Source organism: Mycolicibacter sp. MU0083 (assembly GCF_963378075.1).
GTDB classification, from domain to species: Bacteria; Actinomycetota; Actinomycetes; order Mycobacteriales; family Mycobacteriaceae; genus Mycobacterium; species Mycobacterium kokjensenii.
The window spans coordinates 2,926,363-2,945,876 of record NZ_OY726394.1 but is presented as its reverse complement, the minus strand read 5'-3'; the positions used below and the strand labels follow the sequence as shown (position 1 = coordinate 2,945,876).

The 19,514-nt window shown below is 69.3% G+C and carries 18 protein-coding genes; 8 read left to right on the top strand and 10 right to left on the bottom strand.

Going from position 1 to position 19,514, the window contains the following annotated elements; all coding sequences use genetic code 11:
* Complete coding sequence (locus tag RCP38_RS13785) at nt 1-534, bottom strand: Rv3235 family protein (RefSeq protein WP_308473498.1); 534 nt, start codon at nt 532-534, stop codon at nt 1-3.
* A gap of 205 nt (nt 535-739) precedes the next feature.
* Here RCP38_RS13785 and RCP38_RS13780 point away from each other — a divergent pair, with 205 nt between their 5' ends.
* Together RCP38_RS13780 and ppk2 are read left to right on the top strand one after the other, a co-directional pair.
* Nucleotides 740-2,134: a WS/DGAT/MGAT family O-acyltransferase gene (locus RCP38_RS13780; RefSeq protein ID WP_308473497.1), complete on the top strand. Its 1,395-nt coding sequence runs from the start codon at nt 740-742 to the stop codon at nt 2,132-2,134.
* Nucleotides 2,131-2,961 (top strand): polyphosphate kinase 2, encoded by an 831-nt coding sequence (ppk2, locus tag RCP38_RS13775; RefSeq protein WP_308473496.1) that lies wholly within the window; start codon nt 2,131-2,133, stop codon nt 2,959-2,961. Before RCP38_RS13780 ends, ppk2 begins: the two co-directional genes overlap by 4 nt.
* 4 nt (nt 2,962-2,965) lie before the next feature.
* On the opposite strand, the gene RCP38_RS13770 is transcribed toward ppk2, so the two are convergent.
* Nucleotides 2,966-3,763: an SDR family NAD(P)-dependent oxidoreductase gene (locus RCP38_RS13770; RefSeq protein WP_373692518.1), complete on the bottom strand. Its 798-nt coding sequence runs from the start codon at nt 3,761-3,763 to the stop codon at nt 2,966-2,968.
* Between the two features lie 205 nt (nt 3,764-3,968).
* Between RCP38_RS13770 and RCP38_RS13765 the strand changes: the two genes are divergently transcribed.
* The 3 genes from RCP38_RS13765 (at nt 3,969) to RCP38_RS13755 (ending at nt 7,001) form a co-directional block, all read left to right on the top strand.
* A complete protein-coding gene (locus tag RCP38_RS13765) occupies nt 3,969-4,478 on the top strand; it encodes a DUF6912 family protein (RefSeq protein WP_308473495.1) in 510 nt (169 codons plus the stop codon).
* Nucleotides 4,479-4,512: 34 nt separating this feature from the next.
* Complete coding sequence (locus RCP38_RS13760; protein ID WP_308473494.1) at nt 4,513-5,658, top strand: ferredoxin reductase; 1,146 nt, start codon at nt 4,513-4,515, stop codon at nt 5,656-5,658.
* Nucleotides 5,659-5,741: 83 nt separating this feature from the next.
* The gene (locus RCP38_RS13755; RefSeq protein WP_308473493.1) at nt 5,742-7,001 is read left to right on the top strand and encodes a fatty acid desaturase family protein; all 1,260 of its coding nucleotides are present in this window, start codon (nt 5,742-5,744) and stop codon (nt 6,999-7,001) included.
* Here RCP38_RS13755 and rsgA read toward each other — a convergent pair.
* Both rsgA and aroA read right to left on the bottom strand, forming a co-directional pair.
* Entirely contained in the window at nt 6,998-7,987 is a 990-nt protein-coding gene (gene rsgA, locus RCP38_RS13750) for a ribosome small subunit-dependent GTPase A (RefSeq protein ID WP_308477292.1), read from the bottom strand. The genes RCP38_RS13755 and rsgA overlap by 4 nt on opposite strands.
* A gap of 52 nt (nt 7,988-8,039) precedes the next feature.
* Nucleotides 8,040-9,332 carry a 3-phosphoshikimate 1-carboxyvinyltransferase gene (gene aroA / locus RCP38_RS13745; RefSeq protein ID WP_308473492.1) on the bottom strand — a complete coding sequence of 431 codons (1,293 nt, stop codon included), beginning with the start codon at nt 9,330-9,332 and terminating at the stop codon, nt 8,040-8,042.
* A 118-nt stretch (nt 9,333-9,450) separates the two neighbouring features.
* On the opposite strand from aroA, the gene RCP38_RS13740 reads away from it, so the two are divergent.
* Entirely contained in the window at nt 9,451-11,064 is a 1,614-nt protein-coding gene (locus tag RCP38_RS13740) for a serine/threonine-protein kinase (protein WP_308473491.1), read from the top strand.
* 95 nt (nt 11,065-11,159) lie between these two features.
* On the opposite strand, the gene RCP38_RS13735 is transcribed toward RCP38_RS13740, so the two are convergent.
* The 4 genes from RCP38_RS13735 to RCP38_RS13720 form a co-directional block, all read right to left on the bottom strand.
* Nucleotides 11,160-12,383 (bottom strand): PPE family protein, encoded by a 1,224-nt coding sequence (locus tag RCP38_RS13735; protein ID WP_308473490.1) that lies wholly within the window; start codon nt 12,381-12,383, stop codon nt 11,160-11,162.
* A 13-nt stretch (nt 12,384-12,396) separates the two neighbouring features.
* Nucleotides 12,397-13,599: a PPE family protein gene (locus tag RCP38_RS13730; RefSeq protein WP_308473489.1), complete on the bottom strand. Its 1,203-nt coding sequence runs from the start codon at nt 13,597-13,599 to the stop codon at nt 12,397-12,399.
* 9 nt (nt 13,600-13,608) lie between these two features.
* Nucleotides 13,609-13,908, bottom strand: coding sequence for a PE family protein (locus RCP38_RS13725; RefSeq protein WP_308473488.1), 300 nt, complete (start codon nt 13,906-13,908; stop codon nt 13,609-13,611).
* Nucleotides 13,909-14,119: 211 nt separating this feature from the next.
* Entirely contained in the window at nt 14,120-15,175 is a 1,056-nt protein-coding gene (locus tag RCP38_RS13720) for an LLM class flavin-dependent oxidoreductase (RefSeq protein WP_308473487.1), read from the bottom strand.
* Nucleotides 15,176-15,267: 92 nt separating this feature from the next.
* On the opposite strand from RCP38_RS13720, the gene RCP38_RS13715 reads away from it, so the two are divergent.
* On the top strand, nt 15,268-15,993 hold the full coding sequence (locus RCP38_RS13715; RefSeq protein ID WP_308473486.1) for a class I SAM-dependent methyltransferase: 726 nt from the start codon (nt 15,268-15,270) through the stop codon (nt 15,991-15,993).
* Nucleotides 15,994-16,009: 16 nt separating this feature from the next.
* Entirely contained in the window at nt 16,010-16,759 is a 750-nt protein-coding gene (locus tag RCP38_RS13710; RefSeq protein WP_308473485.1) for an SOS response-associated peptidase, read from the top strand.
* On the opposite strand, the gene RCP38_RS13705 is transcribed toward RCP38_RS13710, so the two are convergent.
* Together RCP38_RS13705 and RCP38_RS13700 are read right to left on the bottom strand one after the other, a co-directional pair.
* Entirely contained in the window at nt 16,756-18,027 is a 1,272-nt protein-coding gene (locus RCP38_RS13705; RefSeq protein WP_308473484.1) for a PPE family protein, read from the bottom strand. The genes RCP38_RS13710 and RCP38_RS13705 overlap by 4 nt on opposite strands.
* A 4-nt stretch (nt 18,028-18,031) precedes the next feature.
* Complete coding sequence (locus RCP38_RS13700; protein ID WP_308473483.1) at nt 18,032-19,372, bottom strand: PPE family protein, SVP subgroup; 1,341 nt, start codon at nt 19,370-19,372, stop codon at nt 18,032-18,034.
* Nucleotides 19,373-19,514 lie beyond the last annotated feature (142 nt).

Here is a 19,514-nt window from a genome sequence, read left to right as displayed (position 1 = left end):
TCAGCCGATGTGCAGGGCGACGATCTGCCAGGCGAGACCGTTGCCGGTTCCGGTGACCGATTCGATCCGGCAGGCCAGTGCGTGGGTGCGCCGACCGCGTCGGTAGGTGCCGAAAACCTCCATCGCACGGGTTGTTTCGGCCGAATCGACCGACTGCACCCGCACTCGCTGCAGGATGGCCGGTTCGACCCGGCCGGGTGGTGCCGCCGGACGTGCCGCCAGCACCGAGTCGGCGAGACCGGCGGCGAGCAGTGGGTACAGATGCGCTGCCGGCCGACGCTGATCCACGACTTCCAGAACCCGTCGCAGTGCCGCGTCGCAGAACCGTGCCGCTGCATGCACCGAGGCGGGTGTCGCATCGCGGGGAGGCGGGCCGGGCCGGACTCCCGGTGGATGCCCGCGGCGCGGCCGGGCGGAGCGTGACGATGCCGGTGCGTGCGCGGTGCGCCGCGCGACGGTCGCCCGCGCGGGCGGTTCGTAGTCGATCACCGGTGCGACGGCCGGACTCCGGGGCGGGGCGGGGACGGTGGACACGGCAATTCTCCAGGGTCGATCCGACAGGCGATCCCGCTGGAGAGTGGCAGGGTGTGTTCGCGATCATCGCACAATCCGGCCGGGTGGGTATTCGGGTGCGACGCTGCCGAACGGCGGGCTACCGTGAGCGGCAGTGTTTTTCTCCGATTCGAGGCCGGCGTAGCGGTTTTGGCCGGGGCTCTGTCAGCAGGAAGGAGAGACCGCGATGGTGAGCAGGCTGTCGGCGTCGGAGGCCTCGTTCTATCAGTTGGAGAACTCCACCACACCGATGTATGTGCAGTCCCTGTTCATACTGCGCAATCCCCGCGGCGGCCTGAGCTACGAGAAACTGCTGGAAACCATCGAACGACGGCTGCCGCAGATCCCGCGCTACCGGCAGACGATCCGCGAAGTCACGATGAACCTGGCCCGCCCGGTCTGGGTCGACGACCGCGAGTTCGACATCACCTATCACGTGCGTCATCTCGCGGTGCCCTCGCCGGGCAGTGACCGGCAGTTGCACGAACTGATCGCGCGTCTCGGCCAACAACCGCTGGACCGGTCGCGACCGCTGTGGGCCGCCTACCTGATCGAGGGGCTGGCCGACAACCGGGTCGCCCTCTACATCAAGTCGCATCAGGCTCTGGTCAACGGCATGGCTGCACCGGCCATGGGACACGTCCTGGTGGACCGCAGCCAGCGCCCCCCGCCGTTCGACGAGGACATCTGGGTGCCGCGGGATGAACCCGGTGCCGTCGAGCTGGTCTTCGGCGCGCTGGGGGACTGGCTGGCGGCCCCGCGGACCCAGTTGCGGGCGGTGGGGTCGACGGTCGGCAGTCCGCTGGCCTGGGCCGGCCGCAAAGCCGTCGGCACGGCCCGTGCGGTGATCCGCGGCACGGCGCCGCGCAGCCCGCTCAACACCCATGTGTCGCAGAACCGACTCTTCACGGTGGCGCAGGGCTCGCTGGAGGACTACCGCACGGTGCGGGCCCGCTACGACTGTGCCATCAACGACGTCGTGCTGGCGGTGATCACCGGTGCCCTGCGGAACTGGTTGCTCTCGCGCGGCGAACCGGTCGGATCCACCCGTACGGTGCGGGCCCTGGCGCCGTTGTCGGTGTACTCCGACCACGAAGTCGATTCGGCGGGGCAGCCCATCGGCGCGGTGACACCGTTCTTGGTGGATCTTCCGGTCGGAGAACCCAATCCGGTGGTCCGGCTCTCGCAGATCGCCTACGCCACCGAATCGCATCCCACCCCGACCGGGTTGGTGGACGCCCGGACCATCCTGACGATGGCGGGCTTCGCCCCGCCGACGTTGCATGCCATGGGCGTACGGGTCGCGACCGCCTACGCCGGGTTCTCCGGGCGGGTGTTCAACCTGCTGATCACCAATGCGCCGGGCGCCCAGCGGCAACTGTATGTCTGCGGTGCGAAGCTGCTCGCGACCTACAGTGTGCCCCCGTTGCTGCCCAACAAGGCGTTGACGATCGGGGTGACGTCCTACAACGGCACGCTCTATTACGGCGTCAATGCCGACCGCAAGGCGATGAGTGACGTAGGAATGGTTTCGGCACTGCTGGATGAGGCCTTGGCCGAACTACTGGAGGCGGCACAGTGAGCGACAACGAATTCAAGGCCGCGGCAAAGCGGCTCGCCGAGGACGTGTACGAGAAGGAATTGCTCCGGCTGCAAAGCGAATTCGTCAAGCTGCAGGAATGGGTCCGTGAGACCGGGACCCGCGTGGTGGTGATCTTCGAAGGACGCGACGCCGCGGGCAAGGGCGGGGTCATCAAGCGCATCACCGAATATCTGAGTCCGCGCAGCGTGCGGGTCGTGGCGTTGCCGGCGCCCACCGAACGCGAACGCGGGGAGTGGTACTTCCAGCGTTACGTCGCGCACCTGCCCAGCCGCGGTGAGATCACCCTGTTCGACCGGTCCTGGTACAACCGGGCCGGGGTGGAGAAGGTGATGGGGTTCTGCACCCCCGAAGAGCATGCCCAGTTCCTCAAGCAGGCGCCGGTATTCGAACAGTTGCTGATCGACGACGGAATCCTGCTGCGCAAGTATTGGTTCTCGGTCTCCCAGGACGAGCAACTGCGGCGGTTCCGCAAACGGCGCAACGACCCGCTGCGGCAGTGGAAGCTGTCCCCGATGGACATCGAGGCACTGCGCCGGTGGGACGACTACTCACAGGCCCGCGACGAGATGATGGCCCACACCGACACCGCCTCCAGCCCGTGGTACCTGGTCGAGTCGGAGGTCAAGACCCACGCACGGCTGAACATGATGGCGCACCTGCTGGAGTCGATTCCCTATCGCGACGTGGAGCGCAAGAAGGTGGATCTGCCGAAGAAACCCATCGTCACCGGTTTCTACGAACGTCCGGACCGCTCACTGTTCCGGTACGTCGACGACTACGCCGCCACCCTGCTGGACGACGAGTGAATCCCTACATGTGAGAGCCACCGTCGATCCGGACCTCGGTGCCGGTGATGAAGTACGCGTCGTCACTGCCCAGCATGGCGACCACACCGGCCACCGCATCCGGGTTGGCGAAGATCGCGCCCCCGTCCAGCGGCAGCATCGGAGCGACCTTGCCGAACAGGGTGAAGTCCACGTCCTCGGGGAGCCCGGGGCCGATGCTCTGCCGCGAGGCGCCCGAGCCATCGGTCATCCCCGAAGAGATGGAGCCGGGCTGAACCGAATTGAATCGGATGCCCGCGCGGGCGAACTCCATCGCCCAGGCGTGGGTCATCGACAGCACCCCGCCTTTGGAGGCCGCATAGGCCGACATGTACGGGTGGGCGAAGTGCGCCGAGGTCGAGCTGAAGTTCACCACCGCGGGGTTTTTGCCCTCGCGCAGTGCCGCGATGGCCTCTCGCGTGACGAGGAAGGTGCCGACCAGGTTGATGCGCAGCACCTGCTCGAAGTCGGCGAGGGTGGTCTCGGCCAGGTGCGCGGACCGCAGGATTCCGGCGGCGTTGACCAGGGTGTCCAGCCCACCCAGCACGTCGACGGCCCGGGCCACGCCCGCGCGGACCGAGTCTTCGTCGCCGATGTCGACGACGACCGTCGACAGGCGGTCGGCCAGCTCACCGGCCTTGGTGACCGTGTCGCCCAGGCCGTCCGCGCTGATGTCGGCGGCAACCACCCGGCCACCCTCCTCGAGGATCCGCAGCACGCAGGCCTGGCCGATACCCGACCCGCCGCCGGTGATCAGTACGCGGCGATCGGCGTAGCGGGACAGACCGGGCGCGGGCTGGCTGGGCAATGACACGGGAGACTCCTGTCGCTGGGGGTGAAACCGTTACGCGTCTGGACAGCAGGCTACGTCCTCGCCCGTTCCGCCGCGGCGCCCGGCTTCGCCGCGCTTGCGATCGCGGCTGGCTTGACGGCCGCGACCCGCGGCGCCCGGCTTCGCCGCGCTTGCGATCGCGGCTAAGGTCTGGCGAATGCGGGTCTACATCCCGGCGACGCTGTCGATGCTCGCCCAACTGGTCGCCGACGGTTCGCTGCAGCCGGTGAGCGGGACGGCCTTTGCGGTCACGCCCGCGCTGCGGGAGTCCTACGCGCACGGCGACGACGACGAACTGGCCGAGGTCGCCCTCGGCGAAGCCGCCCTGGCCTCGCTGCGGCTGCTCGGCGGTGCGGAACCCGACCCGTCCGGACCGGGCGCACCCACCCGCCGTGCGGTGTTGGTCGCCGAGGTGGCCGACGCCGTCGCGCGCCCCGACCTGGATACCGCGGTGGTCCGGCTGGCCGGGCCGGTTGCGTTCACCGATGTGATCGCGGCGTATGTCGACAACGCGGCGGCCGAGCCGGCCGTCCTCGCGGCGCTCGCGGTGATCGATGCCGCCGACCTCGGCGACGAGGACGCCGAGTTGACCGTCGGCGATGCGCAGGATCACGACCTGGCCTGGTATGCGACGCAGGAGCTGCCATTCCTGCTCGACCTGCTCTGATGCCGCCCGGGCGAAGTTACGTTACCGTAGGTTAGTGGCTAAGAAGCATGCGGCGATCGTCGCGCACATCGGTGATACCCGGCGGCCGACCGTCGTCGGAGCCGACCGGAACCGGGCCTGGAACGTGTTGCGCCGCATCGCGACACAGATCACCACGCCGCTGCTGCCCGATGACTACCTGCAACTGGCCAACCCGCTGTGGTCGGCGCGCGAGCTGCGCGGCCGGGTATTGGAGGTGCGCCGCGAGACTGCGGACTCGGCGACGCTGACCATCAAACCGGGCTGGGGGTTCCAGTTCGACTACCGTGCCGGCCAGTACATCGGGATCGGTCTGCTGGTCGACGGGAGATGGTGCTGGCGGTCGTACTCGCTGACGTCGCCGCCGGTCAGCGCCGACCGCACCATCGCGATCACGGTGAAGGCGATGCCCGAAGGCTTCCTGTCCAGCCACCTGGTGGACGGTGTCGCGCCCGGAACCGTGGTCCGGCTGGCCGCCCCCCGGGGCGACTTCGTGTTGCCCGACCCCGCCCCGGCCGCGGTGTTGTTCCTGACGGCCGGGTCCGGGATCACGCCGGTGATGGCGATGCTTCGCACCCTGGCCCGCCGCGGCGCCCTCGCCGACGTCGTCCATCTGCATTCCGCGCCCACTTCCGCCGAGACGCTGTTCGCCGAGGAACTGGCCGCGCTGGCGAGTGCGCACCCGGGCTACCGGCTGCAACTGCGCACCACCCGCGACCAGGGCCGGTTGCCGCTCGACGGGCCCGACGCGCTCGACGAACTGGTGCCCGACTGGCGTGACCGGCAGACCTGGGCGTGTGGACCGGCGGCGATGCTGGGTGACGCCGAGCGGGTATGGGCGGCAGCGGGAATCGCCGATCACCTGCACATCGAGCGTTTCACCGTGGCGCGGGCGGCGTCGGCCGACGGCGGTGGCACGGTCACCTTCGCCGCGAGCGGTAAGAGCGTGACCGCGGATGCCGCGACGACCCTGCTGGAAGCGGGGGAGGGTGCCGGCGTGCTGATGCCGTTCGGCTGCCGGATGGGGATCTGTCAGTCCTGTGTGGTGACCTTGACCGCGGGTCAGGCGCGCGATCTGCGTACCGGCGCCGATCACGAGCCGGGCGCCCGGATTCAGACCTGCGTCAGCACCGCTGCCGGCGATTGCGAACTCGACGTCTGACCATTACCCGCTGGTAACCTACGGGATCGTAGGTTACGATAACGTAGGTCTAATTGTTCGCGTTTTCTCGGGGAGGCGGTCTGATGGCGGTAACCGACGTCGAGGTGTTCGCGCACCTCAGTGACGCCGATGTGGAGAATCTCGCCGCCGAATTCGACGCCATCCGCCGCGACGTCGAGGCGAGTCGCGGCGAGCGCGACGCACGCTACATCCACCGCACCATCGCCGCTCAGCGCGCACTCGAGGTGACCGGCCGGGTGCTGCTCGCCGCGGGCAATCGGCGGTGGGCGCGCTGGGCCGGTACGGCGACCCTGGGCGTGGCCAAGATCGTGGAGAACATGGAGATCGGCCACAACGTCATGCACGGCCAGTGGGACTGGATGAACGACCCCGAGATCCACTCGACCGGCTGGGAGTGGGACATGGCCGGGTTCTCCAAGCACTGGCGGTTCACCCACAACTTCGCGCACCACAAGTACACCAACATCCTCGGGATGGACGACGACGTGGGCTACGGCCTGCTGCGGGTGACCCGGGACGTGCCCTGGCGGCGTTTCAACCTGTTCAACGTGTTCTACAACGTCATGCTGGCGATCGGCTTCGAGTGGGGAGTCGCGTTGCAGCACCTGGAGATCGGCAAGATCTTCAAGGGGCGCGACGACCGTCGGGCCTCCCTGGTGCGACTGCGGGAGTTCGCCGGCAAGGCCGGGCGGCAGGTCTTCAAGGATTACGTCGCATTTCCCGCCCTGACCGCACTATCGCCCGGGGCGACGTTCGCCACGACCGTGAAGGCCAACGCGATCGCCAACGTGATCCGCAACGTGTGGTCCAACGCGATCATCTTCTGCGGTCACTTCCCGGACGGCGCAGAGAAGTTCACCAAGACCGACATGGTCGGCGAGTCGCGGGGACAGTGGTACCTGCGGCAACTGCTGGGCAGCGCGAACATCGACGCCGGCCAGCCGATGCGGTTCTTCAGCGGCAGTCTGTCGCATCAGATCGAGCATCACCTGTTCCCCGATCTGCCGAGCAACCGCTACCCCGAGGTCGCGGTGCGGGTGCGTGAGGTGTGCGAGCGCTACGACCTGCCCTACACGTCGGGCCCGTTCCTGGTGCAGTACGCCAAGACCTGGCGCACCATCGCCAAACTGTCGCTGCCGGATCGATTCCTGCGCGACACCGCCGATGACGCCCCGGAGACCCGCAGCGAGAAGATGTTCGCCGAGATGGCACCGGAGTTCTTCCGCGTCGACCCGGCCACCGGTCGCCGGCGCGGGCTCAAGACCGCCATCTCGGCGGTGCGGGGTCTGCGTCGCGACAAGCGGACCGCCGTGGCCGCCTAGGGGTTTCGGGCCTCTCGCAACACCGTGAGCAGTTGCCGGGCCGCCCCGGCGCGACGGAGGGCCGCACCGGTCAAGGTGTCCAGCGCACATTCGGGATCGGCGGGTGGGCCCAGGTGGCCGCATCCGCGCGGGCAGGCGGTGATGGTCTCGGCAAGATCGGAGAACGCCAGCAGGACGTCGTCGGGCGCGATATGGGCCAGGCCGAACGAGCGGATCCCCGGAGTGTCGATCACCCAGCCGGATCCGGTCAATCGCAGTGCCACCGACTGGGTCGAGGTGTGCCGACCCCGGCCGATATCGGTGACTCTGCCGACGGCTCGATCGGCCTGCGGGACAAGGCGATTCACCAACGTCGATTTGCCCACCCCGGAATGCCCCAACAGCACCGTCACCTGCGACCGCAGCAGCGGCGCGACCGCGTCGAGCGGATCGTCCCGACCGGCGGTGACCACGGTCAGATCCAGGTCGGCGAACTGTTCTGCGAACGGCCGCGGATCGGCCAGATCTGTCTTGGTCAGGCACAGAATGGGCGCCAGCCCGCCCGCGTAGGCGGCGATCAGCGCCCGCTCCACCAATCCGGTCCGCGGCGGGGGATCGGCCAGCGCCACCACGATCAGCAGTTGATCGGCGTTGGCGACCACCACGCGCTCGGTCGGATCGGTGTCGTCGGCGGTGCGTCGCAGCACCGTGCGCCGCGGGCTGCGCCGCACGATGCGGGCCAGGGTGTCGGGTCGGCCGGACAGGTCGCCCACGACATCGACACGGTCGCCGACGACTATCGGGGTGCGTCCCAACTCGCGGGCACGCATCGCGGTGACCTGCAGGTCCGCCTCGCCGTCCAGGACGCAACCCCAGCGGCCACGGTCGACGCTGACCACCATGGCCGACCGCGCATCGGCGTGGCCGGGCCGAATCTTGGTGCGCGGCCGTGATCCACGGCCGGACCGGACTTTGACGTCGGATTCGTCGTAGTCGCCCGTGTTGATTCGGCGGTCCAACTTCGCCTCTCCTCCGTCGAGCCTGGTCAACCGCCGGCTTTCAAGCGCCCGGCCCCGCATCGGAGAGCATCTCGGCCCACATCCGCGGGAACGCCGGCAGGGTCTTGGCGGTGGTCTCGATGTCCTGCACCTCGACGCCGGGCACGCGCAGCCCGATGATCGCGCCGGCGGTGGCCATCCGGTGATCGGCGTAGGACTGCCAGGTTCCACCGTGCAGCGGGGACGCGGTGATCACCAGGCCGTCCGGAGTTTCGACGCTGTTACCGCCGAGCCGGTTGATCTCGGCGGTCAACGCCGCCAGCCGGTCGGTTTCGTGCCCGCGCAGATGCGCGATGCCGCTCAACCGCGACACCGAACCCGGTGCCGCCAGTGCCGCCAGTGCCGCCACCGTCGGGGTCAGCTCGCCGACCGCGCGCAGGTCGACGTCGAAACCCCCGTAGCCGGCGGGCCCCTGCACCTGCAGTTGCCCGTCGGTATGGCTGACCCGGGCGCCGGTGGCGGCGATGACGGAGACGATGTCGTCGCTGGGCTGCACACTGGTGTCGGGCCAGCCGGAGATGTGCACCCGGCCGCCGGTGACCACCGCGGCCGCCAGGAACGGGGTGGCGTTGGACAGATCCGGTTCGATCTCCCAGTTCCGGGCCGCCACCGCCCCCGGTTCGACCCGCCAGCGGTTTGCTGTGCTGTCGTCGACGTCGATACCCGCTTGGCGCAGCATCGCGACGGTCATCGCGATGTGCGGGGCGGACGGCAGGGACGTTCCGGTGTGCGTCACGGTCAGTCCGTCGTCGAAGGCTGCCGCCGACAGCAGCAGCCCGGAGACGAACTGCGACGACGCCGAGGCGTCGATCGCGACCGTCCCACCGGCCACCGTCCCGCGGCCGTGGATCCCGAACGGCAGCGATGCACCGTCGACCGGGATGCCCAGGCTGCGCATGGCGTCCAGCAGTGGCGCGATCGGACGGGCCCGGGCCTGCTCGTCGCCGTCGAAGGTGACCGTCGAGGTGCCCAGGGCGGCCAGCGGCGGCACGAAGCGCAGCACCGTACCGGCCAGGCCGCAGTTCAGCCGGATATCGGGTTCCGGATCGATTCGGCCGCTGACGGTCACGTGGTGTGCGACCGCCTCGACCCGCAGGCCAAGAGCACGTAGCGCGTCGAGCATCAGATCGGTGTCGCGACTGCGCAGCGCCCCGGAGAGGGTGGAGACTTCGCCGCTGCGTGCCGCGGCCAGCGCGGCCAGCACCAGCGCCCGGTTGGTCTGGGACTTCGATCCGGGTACGGTCACGGTCGCGTCGACGGGTGTGGTGGGGGTCGGTGCCGGCCAAGTCGTCACGGTTTCATCCTGCCAGCGCTCGGCCCGGGAGTGGGTATCCGGTGCGCGGCGTGGTTCTTTGCCGGCCGGAAGCCTGGCGTCACCCAACTGTTCACCCGCGATCACTACGCTCGTTCCCATGGCTCTGGCAGCGGGCTCAATTTTTGCTGAGTACACCATCTTGAAACTGTTGGGTGCTGGGGCAATGGGCAAGGTATATCTGGCGCAACATCCCCGGTTGCCTCGGCAGGAGGCGCTGAAGATCATGCGCCGTTCGTTGAGTTCGGACGACGACTACGAGGAGCGTTTTCGGCGCGAAGCCGAAGCCGCCGCCGTGCTGGTGCACCCGAACATCGTGCGAGTGCACGACCGAGGCGACTACCGCGGACGCCTCTGGATCGCGATGGACTACATCGAGGGCGAGACGCTCGGTGAGCTGATCACCCGCAAGTATCCCGCCGGGATGCCGGCACACCTCGCCATCCCGATCGTCGCGGGCATCGCCGACGCGCTGGACTACGCCCATCGGCAAGGGGTGATACACCGCGACGTCAAGCCGAGCAACATCTTGGTGACCGAGGAGGAGAACGGCGAACTGCACCCGGTGCTGGCCGACTTCGGCATCGCCCGGCAGCTCAGCGGGCCGACCGGTCTGACCGCCAGCAACCTGGCGATCGGGACCATCGCCTACGCCGCACCCGAACAGCTGATGGGTTCCGACGGCCTGGAGTACGCCGATCAGTACGCGCTGGCCGCCACCACCTTCCAGATATTGACCGGAACACCGCCGTACCAGCACGAGAACCCGGTGACGGTCATCAGTCAGCACCTGAACACCCCGCCGCCGTTGCTCAGCGAGCGGCGCCCGGAACTGCAGCAGTTCGACGACGTGCTCGCCGCGGCATTGGCCAAGGACCCCAACGAGAGATTTCGGGATTGCACGGATTTCGTCATCGCACTGGCCGAGCAACTCGACGATCCGGACGCCGAAGGCGAACCAGAATCCGCCCGAACCGTCGTTCGCGGTATTCCGCGTGCCGTGCCCACGCCGCCGCCGAGCCGGCGCTCGAAACTGGCGCGTCCTGCCGTGCTGGTGCCGTTGGGACTCGCGGTCGTGGGGTCGGTGGCGGCCGTCGTCCCGCGTCTGGTGGCCGACCAGCCGGTCAGTACTCCGGCCGCAGGTTCCAGTAGCGCACCGGCGATCACCACGGCCCCCAAAGCCGTTCAGGACGACGTGGCGTCGGAGTTCGAGGGAACCTACCGGGTGGACGCCAACCGGGCCGGGGAGAAGTACAACGGCGTGCCCAACCCATCACTGCCCAACATCAGTACCTGGTGGGCCATCCAATCCTCCTGTGACGGCGATGCCTGCACGGCGTCGGCGACGATGCTGGACACCAAAGATCACCGGCGGGCGGTGAAAACCCCGTCCGGCGGCAATCATCTGGCGCTCGACTTCATCGACGGCAACTGGCGGTCCCAGCCGGAGACGGTGCAGACCCCCTGCCTGAGCGTCGAAGGGCGCCAGGACACCCAGACCACCGTTCAGGTGTTGACGCTGGAGCCGACCATCTCAGGGGTGCTGCACGGCGCGATGGTCGCCACCGTCGAAAGCAACGAGTGTGGCCAGCGCGGGGCCCAGATCTGGGTTCCGGTGGTGGCCAGCCGGTTCGGTGACGTGCCTGCGGGAATCAGCGCGCCCCCCGAACCCGAGGATCACACCGATGCCGCAAAGCCGGCAAAGCCGGCCTGATCGATCCCGGTAGTTCAAGCGAATCGGCGCCGCGAGCCTGATGAGTCAGGCCTGCGGCGCCGGTAGCTTTTTGCCGGTTCCTTTGGTGTCCGGGCCTATCCGGCGCTGGGCGGCCGATTCATCACCCGGTGGCGGTAGCCGTAGCGGGGAACGAACCGGAAACCGGTCGGCCCGCTGTTGGCGTTGGCGTTGGCGGCGGCGGGAAGAGCCGCCAGTCCGGACATACCTGCCATGCTGCCCCGCGACATTCCAGCGCTCTCGGCGGCAGCGGCCATCCGGCTGGAGGCCAGGGTCGCGGGCTGGGCGCCCGGGCTGGGAGTCGTCGGCCAACTCTGCGGCACCGACAACGCGCCGACCTGCATGCCCCGGCCCAGTGCCGCCGACGGGGTCGCGGGATTGAAACCCGGCGTGCGGGCGGCGGCGGTACCAGCCTTGGCCGGAATCTCGGCCGCCTTCGCCTCGGCTTCGGCAGCCTTCGCGAGAAGGTCGCGGACCCCGGTGTAGCCCTTGGGTGCGTGGTCCCAACTCTCCAGCTCCGCACCGGCGGCAGCACCGATCGACGCCGGACTGTAGCCCGAGTTGACCAGCCTGTTGAGCGCCGTCCACTCGCTGAGCAGATAGGTGATGCCCGGTGGAATCGGAGTGGTCGCTGCCGGTGCGGTCGGAGCCGTCGCGCCCGCGCCCGCCCCGGCGCCGGATCCCGCTTCGGCGAGCGGCTGGGCCACATTGGTTGCGGTGGCGTTGGCCACCGACTGGCCGACCGCGGCGGCCTGCTCGGCGGTCCCACCCGGGTTGGTGGTCTGCGGGGGTGCGGTGAACTCCGTCAGCTGGGTGGCCGCCGCGGAACCGACCGAGTAGGTGTACATGGCGACCGCATCCTGTGCCCACATCGCCGCGTAGTGGGCTTCGGTGGCCGCGATGGCCGGGGTGTTCTGGCCGAAGAAGTTGGTGGCCACCAACGTCATCAGCTGGGCCCGGTTGGCGAACACCATCTGCGGAGGCACCGTCATCGCGAACGCCGCTTCGAAGGCGGCCGCTGCGGCCTTGGCCTGCATGGCCGACTGCTCGGCCTGGGCAGCGGTCGTCTTGAACCACGTGGTGAACGGCAGTGCCGCAGCGGCCATGGCGGTCGCCGACGGCCCACTCCAGGGGCCGCTGGTCAGGTCGGCGATGTTCATCTCCACCGCGGCTGCCGTCAGGCTCAATTCCTGGGCCAAGACGTCCCAGGCGGCCGCCGCCGCCAGCAATGGGCCGGCCCCGGCCCCGGTGTACATCCGCGTGGAATTGACTTCCGGCGGAAGCGCCCCGTAGTCGATCATGGTCGTCTCGGTGCTATCCGCCGAAGGGACGACGCGGCATGACCGTCAACGCGGTCCCGTAGCGCGGGCCACCGAACCCGCGGAAACCGGCACCGGCAGCACCGGCGGCCGGAATACCCGCCACCCCGGGCGCCATGCCCGCCGGCGGTGCGATCGGGGCCCCACCGAGAATCCCGCCGCCCGCAGCGGGCACCGCCGCCGCAGCGGCCGGACCGACCGGCACCCAGGAGCCACCGGAGACCGGACCCAGCGCCGAGGCGGCCGCCAACGGCGGTGCCCAGGCCGCCGGAACGGACAGGCCGCCGACCGAGCCCGCGGCACCGCTGGCCGCCGCGGCACCCGCTGCTGCGGCGCCGGCGGCGCCCTTGGCCGCGCCTTCGGCCGCCTTGGCGGCATCCTTGGCCGCCGCGGTCATGAGGTTCTGCACACCGGTGATACCGCTCATACCGCGCCACACCGCACACAGGTTGTTCGCGTGCAGGTTCGTACTGGAGATGGCCTGGCTGAGGGTGTTGTTGCCCAGGTTGTAGTTCGGGTCGTCCAGGATGTCCTGCGCCGGACTGCTGCCCGGGGTCGCCTCGGCGGACCGCAGCAGCCCCTGCAAGGTGCTCGACGCCCGTGTCGCCTGCGTCGCGGTGGAGGTACCCGCTGCGTTCGCGGCCGCATTGCCGTTGGCGGCTTCGCCGCCCGGGTTCGTCGGGTTCGGCGGCGGGGTGAACTCGCTGAGCTGGGTCGCGGTGCTGGACTGCGCCTGGTAGCCGTACATGGTGAGGGTGTCCTGCGCCCACATCTCGCTGTGCTCGGCCTCTGTCGCCGCGATCGACGGGGTGTTCTGCCCGAGGATGTTGGTGGCGACCAGCTGGTTCAGCTGCTGGCGGTTCGCGACGACGGCCACCGGCGGCACGATCTGGGCGTGCGCCATCTCGTAGGCGCTCGCGGCGGCACGGCCCTGCGCGGCGGCCTGCTCGGCCTGCGCGGCGGTGAGCTCCATCCAGTTGATGTAGGGGGCGGCCGCCGTAGCCATGGTCGCCGATGCCGGCCCCAGCCACTCCTCGGAGGTCAGCAGGGTGATGACGGCCCGGTACTCGGCGGCAACAGCTTTCAGCTCGGCGGCCAGTGTGCTCCACGCCGAGGCGGCTACCACCATGGGCTGCGAGCCGGGCCCGGAGTAGATCAGGGTGGAGGTCACCTCGGGCGGCAACGACATGTAGTCCATTGGGGTGCCCTAACCGGCCGCCGCGGCGTTGGCCGCCTCGGTCGCCGCGTACGCGTTGGCCCCGCTGCTCAGCGCGTTGACGAACATCTCGTGGACGGCGATCGCCTGGGCGCTCACGGTCTGGTAGGCCTGTGCGTGGGCCGCGAACTGTGCGGCGGTCAGCGCGGAGACCTCGTCAGCGGCGGCCGGCACGACGCCCGTGGTGGGGCTCATGGCCGCGGCGCTGTGCGCGGCCATCGACGAGCCGATGGCCCGCAGGTTGGCGACGGCAGCCAGCAACGCCTCGGGCTGCGTTGTGACGAACGACATGAAGGCTCCTTGGAGAAGTCTTTTGTTATCCCGCGAACGCTGTACTGCCGATCGCGTGCGCAAGTGGTTGCACAGTCACGACGCTAAGCGATCCCACCCCCGGGAAACAGCCACGAAGGGGCCTTTTTTGAGACTGTCAGCAGTTGTTCATTGACCGTTAGAAACAGGACCGGAAATATTCACCGACCAGCCCTCCGGCGTTGGTTTTGCTTCACTTGTTGTTCACCTTCGTCGCCGCCGCTTCGGCCAGTAGCGCCAGGGTGTTCTCCCGTCCCGGGGACCGGGTCGGAGCGGTTCCGCGCCGGGCCGAGGCGACCGGGTTGAGCATCAACTCATCCACTCCCAGGCGGTCGGCCAGTCGCTGCAACGCGGCGAGCGCCTCGGTCGGGGTACCCACCACGGCGCGTTCGAATTCGCCCTGCGCGACGTGCTGCTGCTGCGGGGTGAGGATCACCTGCTGGGCGTCTTCGACCAGATCGAGCCGGCCGGCCGGCTGGCCGGTCGCCGCGCGCGCCTGCAACTGCAGGTAGGGGAGGGTCAAAGCCGTTGCCTCTTCGGGCGTTTCGGCGACGACGGTGTTGACCGTCAGGAAGGCCGCGGGTGCGGCGCAGAACTCGCTCGGGACGAATTGTGACCGGTAGCACTCCAGCGCTTCCTCGGTCTGTTCGCCGAACAGGTGATGGCCGAACACGTACGGCAGTCCCTGCGCTGCGGCGACGCGGGCCGACTGCATCGAGGATCCCAGTACAAACACCCGGGGCCGTGTCACCGCGTGCGGCGTCGATTTGAGGACGTAGCTGCTCTCGCCCAGTTGCAGCGCCACTCCCGCGGTACCCAGCAGTGCGATCACATCGGCGAGGTTGTCTGCGAATTCGTCGATTTCGCGATCGCCACGGCCGGTCGCTGCGCGCAGCACCGTCGTGGCCACCGGGTCGGCGCCCGCCGCCCGTCCGATCCCCAGATCGATGCGGCCCGGATGGGCGGCTTCCAGCAACGCGAACTGCTCGGCCACGGCCAGCGGCGCGTGGTTGGGCAACATCACCCCGCCCGAGCCCACCCGCAGTCGCGAGGTGACCGCGGCGATCATCGCGGTCAGCACCGCCGGGCTGGTTGCGGCGACCGACGGGACGTTGTGGTGCTCGGCGACCCAGTACCGGTGGTAGTCGAGACGATCGACCGCCTTGGCGAGGTGCATCGTGGCCGCCAGCGCGTCCGGGGTGGACTGGTCGGTGCGAACCGGTGTCAGGTCGAGGACGGAGAGGCGCACAGCGGCGATCTTGCCACCACCGGGCGCGACGTCGCCGGTCGTACACCGGGCGTTCGGACTTCGTTCACCGTGATCACCCACAGTGGTGGGCGATGAACAGCCATGCCGATTCCGGTGGTGCGCCGCCCGAGGCCCCTCCCGAGCCCTGGGAGATCGGCCGTCCGCAACCGGTGGTCCAGGAGTTGGTGGCTCACGGCGCGTTGCGCGGGGAGGTGCTGGATCCCGGGACGGGTTCAGGGCATCATGCGATTTACTATGCAACGCAAGGATATTCGGTTACCGGGCTGGATCGTTCCCCGGTGGCGATCGCGACGGCTCGACGCAACGCCGCCGAAGCCGGTGTGACGGTCGACTTCCAGGTCGCCGACGCCGTCGAGCTCCTCGGATTCGACGGCCGATTCGACACGGTCGTGGACAGCGCGTTCTACCACCTGTTCCAGGACGACGAGGAGATCCAGTTGCGCTATGCGCGCAACCTGCACCGGGCGACCAAGCCGCAGGCACGGTTGTTCATGTTCGAGGCCGGACGCCACAACGTCAACGGCTGGCAACTCGACGGTATGGCGCCCGAGCGTTTCGGACCGCTGCTGGAGTCGGCGGGTTGGCGAATCGACCACATCGGCACCACCACCTACCAGGGCACCTTCGACCCCGATGACTTCACCGAGATGATCAAGGTGATGGAGGCGATGGGGCGTGCGGACCTGCTGGCCGGGGTACGCGCACTGGCTGAGCGCTTCGCCTACCTGCAACCGCTGCTGGAAGACAATCTGGTGCACATGCCGTTCTGGACCGTCACCGCCACCCGGATCGATTAGCTGTCACCATGGTGGAATGTGCGGCCGTTTCGCGGTAACCACCGACCCGGCGTTGTTGGCCACCCGGATCGACGCGGTCAACGAGGTGCCGCAGGCCGCGGACACCGGACCGAACTACAACGTGGCGCCCACCGACGCGGTCCTGACGGTGGTGGGCCGGCGCCCCGATTTCGGCGACGAATCGACCCGGCTGCTGACGCTGATGCGCTGGGGGTTCATTCCGCCGTGGGCGACGGCCGGCTCCGACGGCGCTCCGTTGGCCGGCGGCCCATTGCTGATCAACGCACGTGCGGAGAAGCTCACCACGACGCCGGCCTATCGCGGCTCCGCCGAACGGCGGCGCTGCCTGGTTCCGATGGACGGCTACTACGAGTGGCGTGCGGGACCCGAAACCGCGCCCAGGGCCCGCAAGACGCCGTTCTACATCCACGGTGACGGGACGACGCTGTTCGCGGCCGGGGTGTGGTCGTCCTGGCGTCGCGATCGGCGGTCCGCCGCGGTGTGCAGCGTCGCGATCATCACCACCGCGGCGGTCGGCGAACTCGCCGAGATCCACCACCGGATGCCCCTGCTGCTCCCCGAAAACCGTTGGGAATCCTGGCTGGATCCCGGAGCTGGGATCGATACCGCGGTGCTGTCCGAGGCGCCGGATGTCACCGGGATAGCGGTGCGTGAGGTGTCGACGTTGGTCAACAGCGTGCGCAACAACTCGCCGGAGCTGATCGCGGCGGCGGCGCCCCGACCCGAGCAGGGCTACCTGCTTTAACGGCCGATCAGCCCGTGCCGCTCGGTGGCGTACTCGTCGTCGGTGAGGACCCCGGCGCGGCGTAGTTCGGCCAACTCCCGCAGCTCGAGATCGGCGCCCATCAGTAGATCGAAGGGCGACGCGACCGGTAGCCCGGCGTCCTCGTCGGGCCGGGGCGTGCGCGGCGGCTTGGCGGTTCCGGCGGTGGGGCCGCACCGTCCCGCACCCGCGGTCGCCCGCCCGGCCAACCCCGCGGCGGCCATCCCCACCGCCGGAAGCACCGTCTCCCCGGCGGCGACGGACGAAGCGGCGGCGGTACCGGCCACGGTTCCGGCCGACACCAACGACATCCCCACCTGGCCGACGGCCGCGGGCGCAGCCACCGCCGAGGCCCAGCTCAGCGGCACCGAGAGGCCGCTGAGGGACGTCGCCGAGGCAAAGCTCGCACTCACCGGCAACGCACCCGCCATCGCCGCCCGCAGCAGGCTCTGGCCCACCTCGGCGGCCCCCATCGCGTCGATGAGGAACGTTCCGAGCGCGTCGATACCGAAGGTGCCGATCGAATCCACCACCAGTTCGATGCCGGCGATCTCGAGCTCCATCGCCGGTGTACTGAGCAGCATGGCGTCGGCGGCGAACGCTTCGGTGAGAGCCGTTGAGGACTCCAGTGCCTGGGTGATGGCGGTGAGGACGCCGTCGCCGTTGCCCTCGGCGGAGGTGGCGACCGCGTGCCCGACCGCACTCGACTGAGCGGCCGCGGCGGCGGGATCGGTGGTGCGCGGCGGCGGGCTGAAGGGGCTGAGCTTGCCGGCAGCGGCGGCACCGGCGGCGTAGCCGTACATCGCGGTGGCGTCTTGGGCCCACATCTCGTAGTAGTGGGCCTCGGTCGCGGCGATCGCCGGCGTGTTCTGCCCCAGGAAGTTGGTTGCCACCAGGGCGGCCAGCAGGCTGCGGTTGGAGGCGATCACCGGCGGTGGCACCGTCATGGCGAATGCCGATTCGTAGGCGGCGGTGACGGCACGTGCCGCGATCGCGGTCTCCTCGGCCTGCATGGCGGCGGTGCGCATCCATTGCGCATAAGGTGCTGCGGCCGCGGCCATCGCCTGTGCACTGGGCCCCGCCCACCCGGAACCGAGTTCGGTGAGCACCGACTCGTAGGCGAGGCCGGCGGTGTGCAGTTCGGCGCCGAGCGCGTCCCACGAGGACGCGGCGGCCAGCAGCGGGCCGGCCCCGGCGCCGGAATACATCCGGCCGGAGTTGACCTCCGGAGGCAGGAAAGCGAAATCCATAGCGTTACCGGCCGAGGAGGCGCCGCTTCTCCTGGGTGAACTCTTCTTCGGTGAGGATCCCGGCGTCGCGGAGGTCGGCCAGTTCGCGCAGTTCGCCGGAGACCCGGGTGATCGGGCCGCTCAGCGGCCGTACCGGCGGCTGAGCGGGCTCCTCGGGGTGGTCGCGCTGCTTGACGATCGCTCGGGGGGCCGCTTTCTTCGGGGTGGTCTTCGCGCCGGCGGCCGAGTTACGGCGCCCGATTCCGGCGGTGGCCCGACCGGCCAGACCGGCGGCTCCCATCGCGGCCAGCGGCAACGCGCCGACGCCGGCCGCAGAGGCCGGCAGGGCGCTGTCGGTCGCGGTCGGCAACGCACCGCCCACCTGGTGTATCACCGTCGTCGCGGGTGCCGCGGTGGCCCAGGCCTGCGGTACCGACAAGCCGCTCAGGGCGGCGGCCTCGCCCATCTCGGCGGTGACCGGGGTGACCGCATGGGCCAGTGCCATCTCCGGCAGCAACTCGGCCTCTATCTCCCCGACGCCGATCAGGTCGATGCCGAAGGTGCCGGCCGCATCGATGCCGAAGGTGCCCGCCGAGTCGATGACGAAGGTGCCGAACAAGCTGGATGCCAAGGCCGCGTAGGACGCCGCCAGACCGGGTTCCAGCGCCGCGGCGGACCCGATCGAATTGGTCAGGGCCGCATTCGATCCCGCGGCAGCCGATCCGGGTGCGGTGAGGCTCTGCAGGGCCTGGGTGATGCCTGTGGCTGCGTTGTTGGCCTGATTGCCCGCTGCGGTAGCGGTGGCCTGGCTCACCGCCCCGGCCTGATTGGTGCTGCCCGCGGCGTTGGTGGTGGGCGGGGGAGGAGTGAACGGGACGAATCTGCTGGCGGCCGCCGAGCTGGTCGCATAGCCGTACATGGCGGTGGAGTCCTGCGCCCACATCTCGTAGTACTGAGCGTTGGTGGCCGCGATCACCGCGGCGTTCTGGCCCAGATAATTGCTGGCCAGCAGCGATGCCAGCTGACTGCGGTTGGCGGTGACGGCCGCGGGCGGAACGGTCATCGAGAACGCGGTGTCGTAGGCGGCGGCGGCCGTCCTGGCGGCCGAGGCTGCCTGTTCGGCCTGGGCGGCGGTGGCATGCATCCACTGGGCGTACGGGGCCGCGGCAGCAGCCATCGCCGCCGCGCTGGGACCGACCCAATCGGCGGATAGTTCATCGATGATGGCGTCGTAGGCCAGGCCGGCGCTGTTGAGCTCGGCCGCAAGGGCGCTCCATGCGGCGGCAGCGGCCAACAAAGGTTGTGCTCCGGCCCCCGAATACATCCGACCGGAGTTCACCTCCGGCGGTAGTATTGCGAAATCCATTGTCAGGCAGTCTGATTGGTGGTGCGCGTCATCGTTGCTCCTGAATTCCCCCGGTTTGCCTCGGTCGACGGGCCGCTGAACGCACCGTTGTCCGCACGCGGTCAAGGTGACCGTAGACCGCCAACTTGAAGTGAACCTGAAG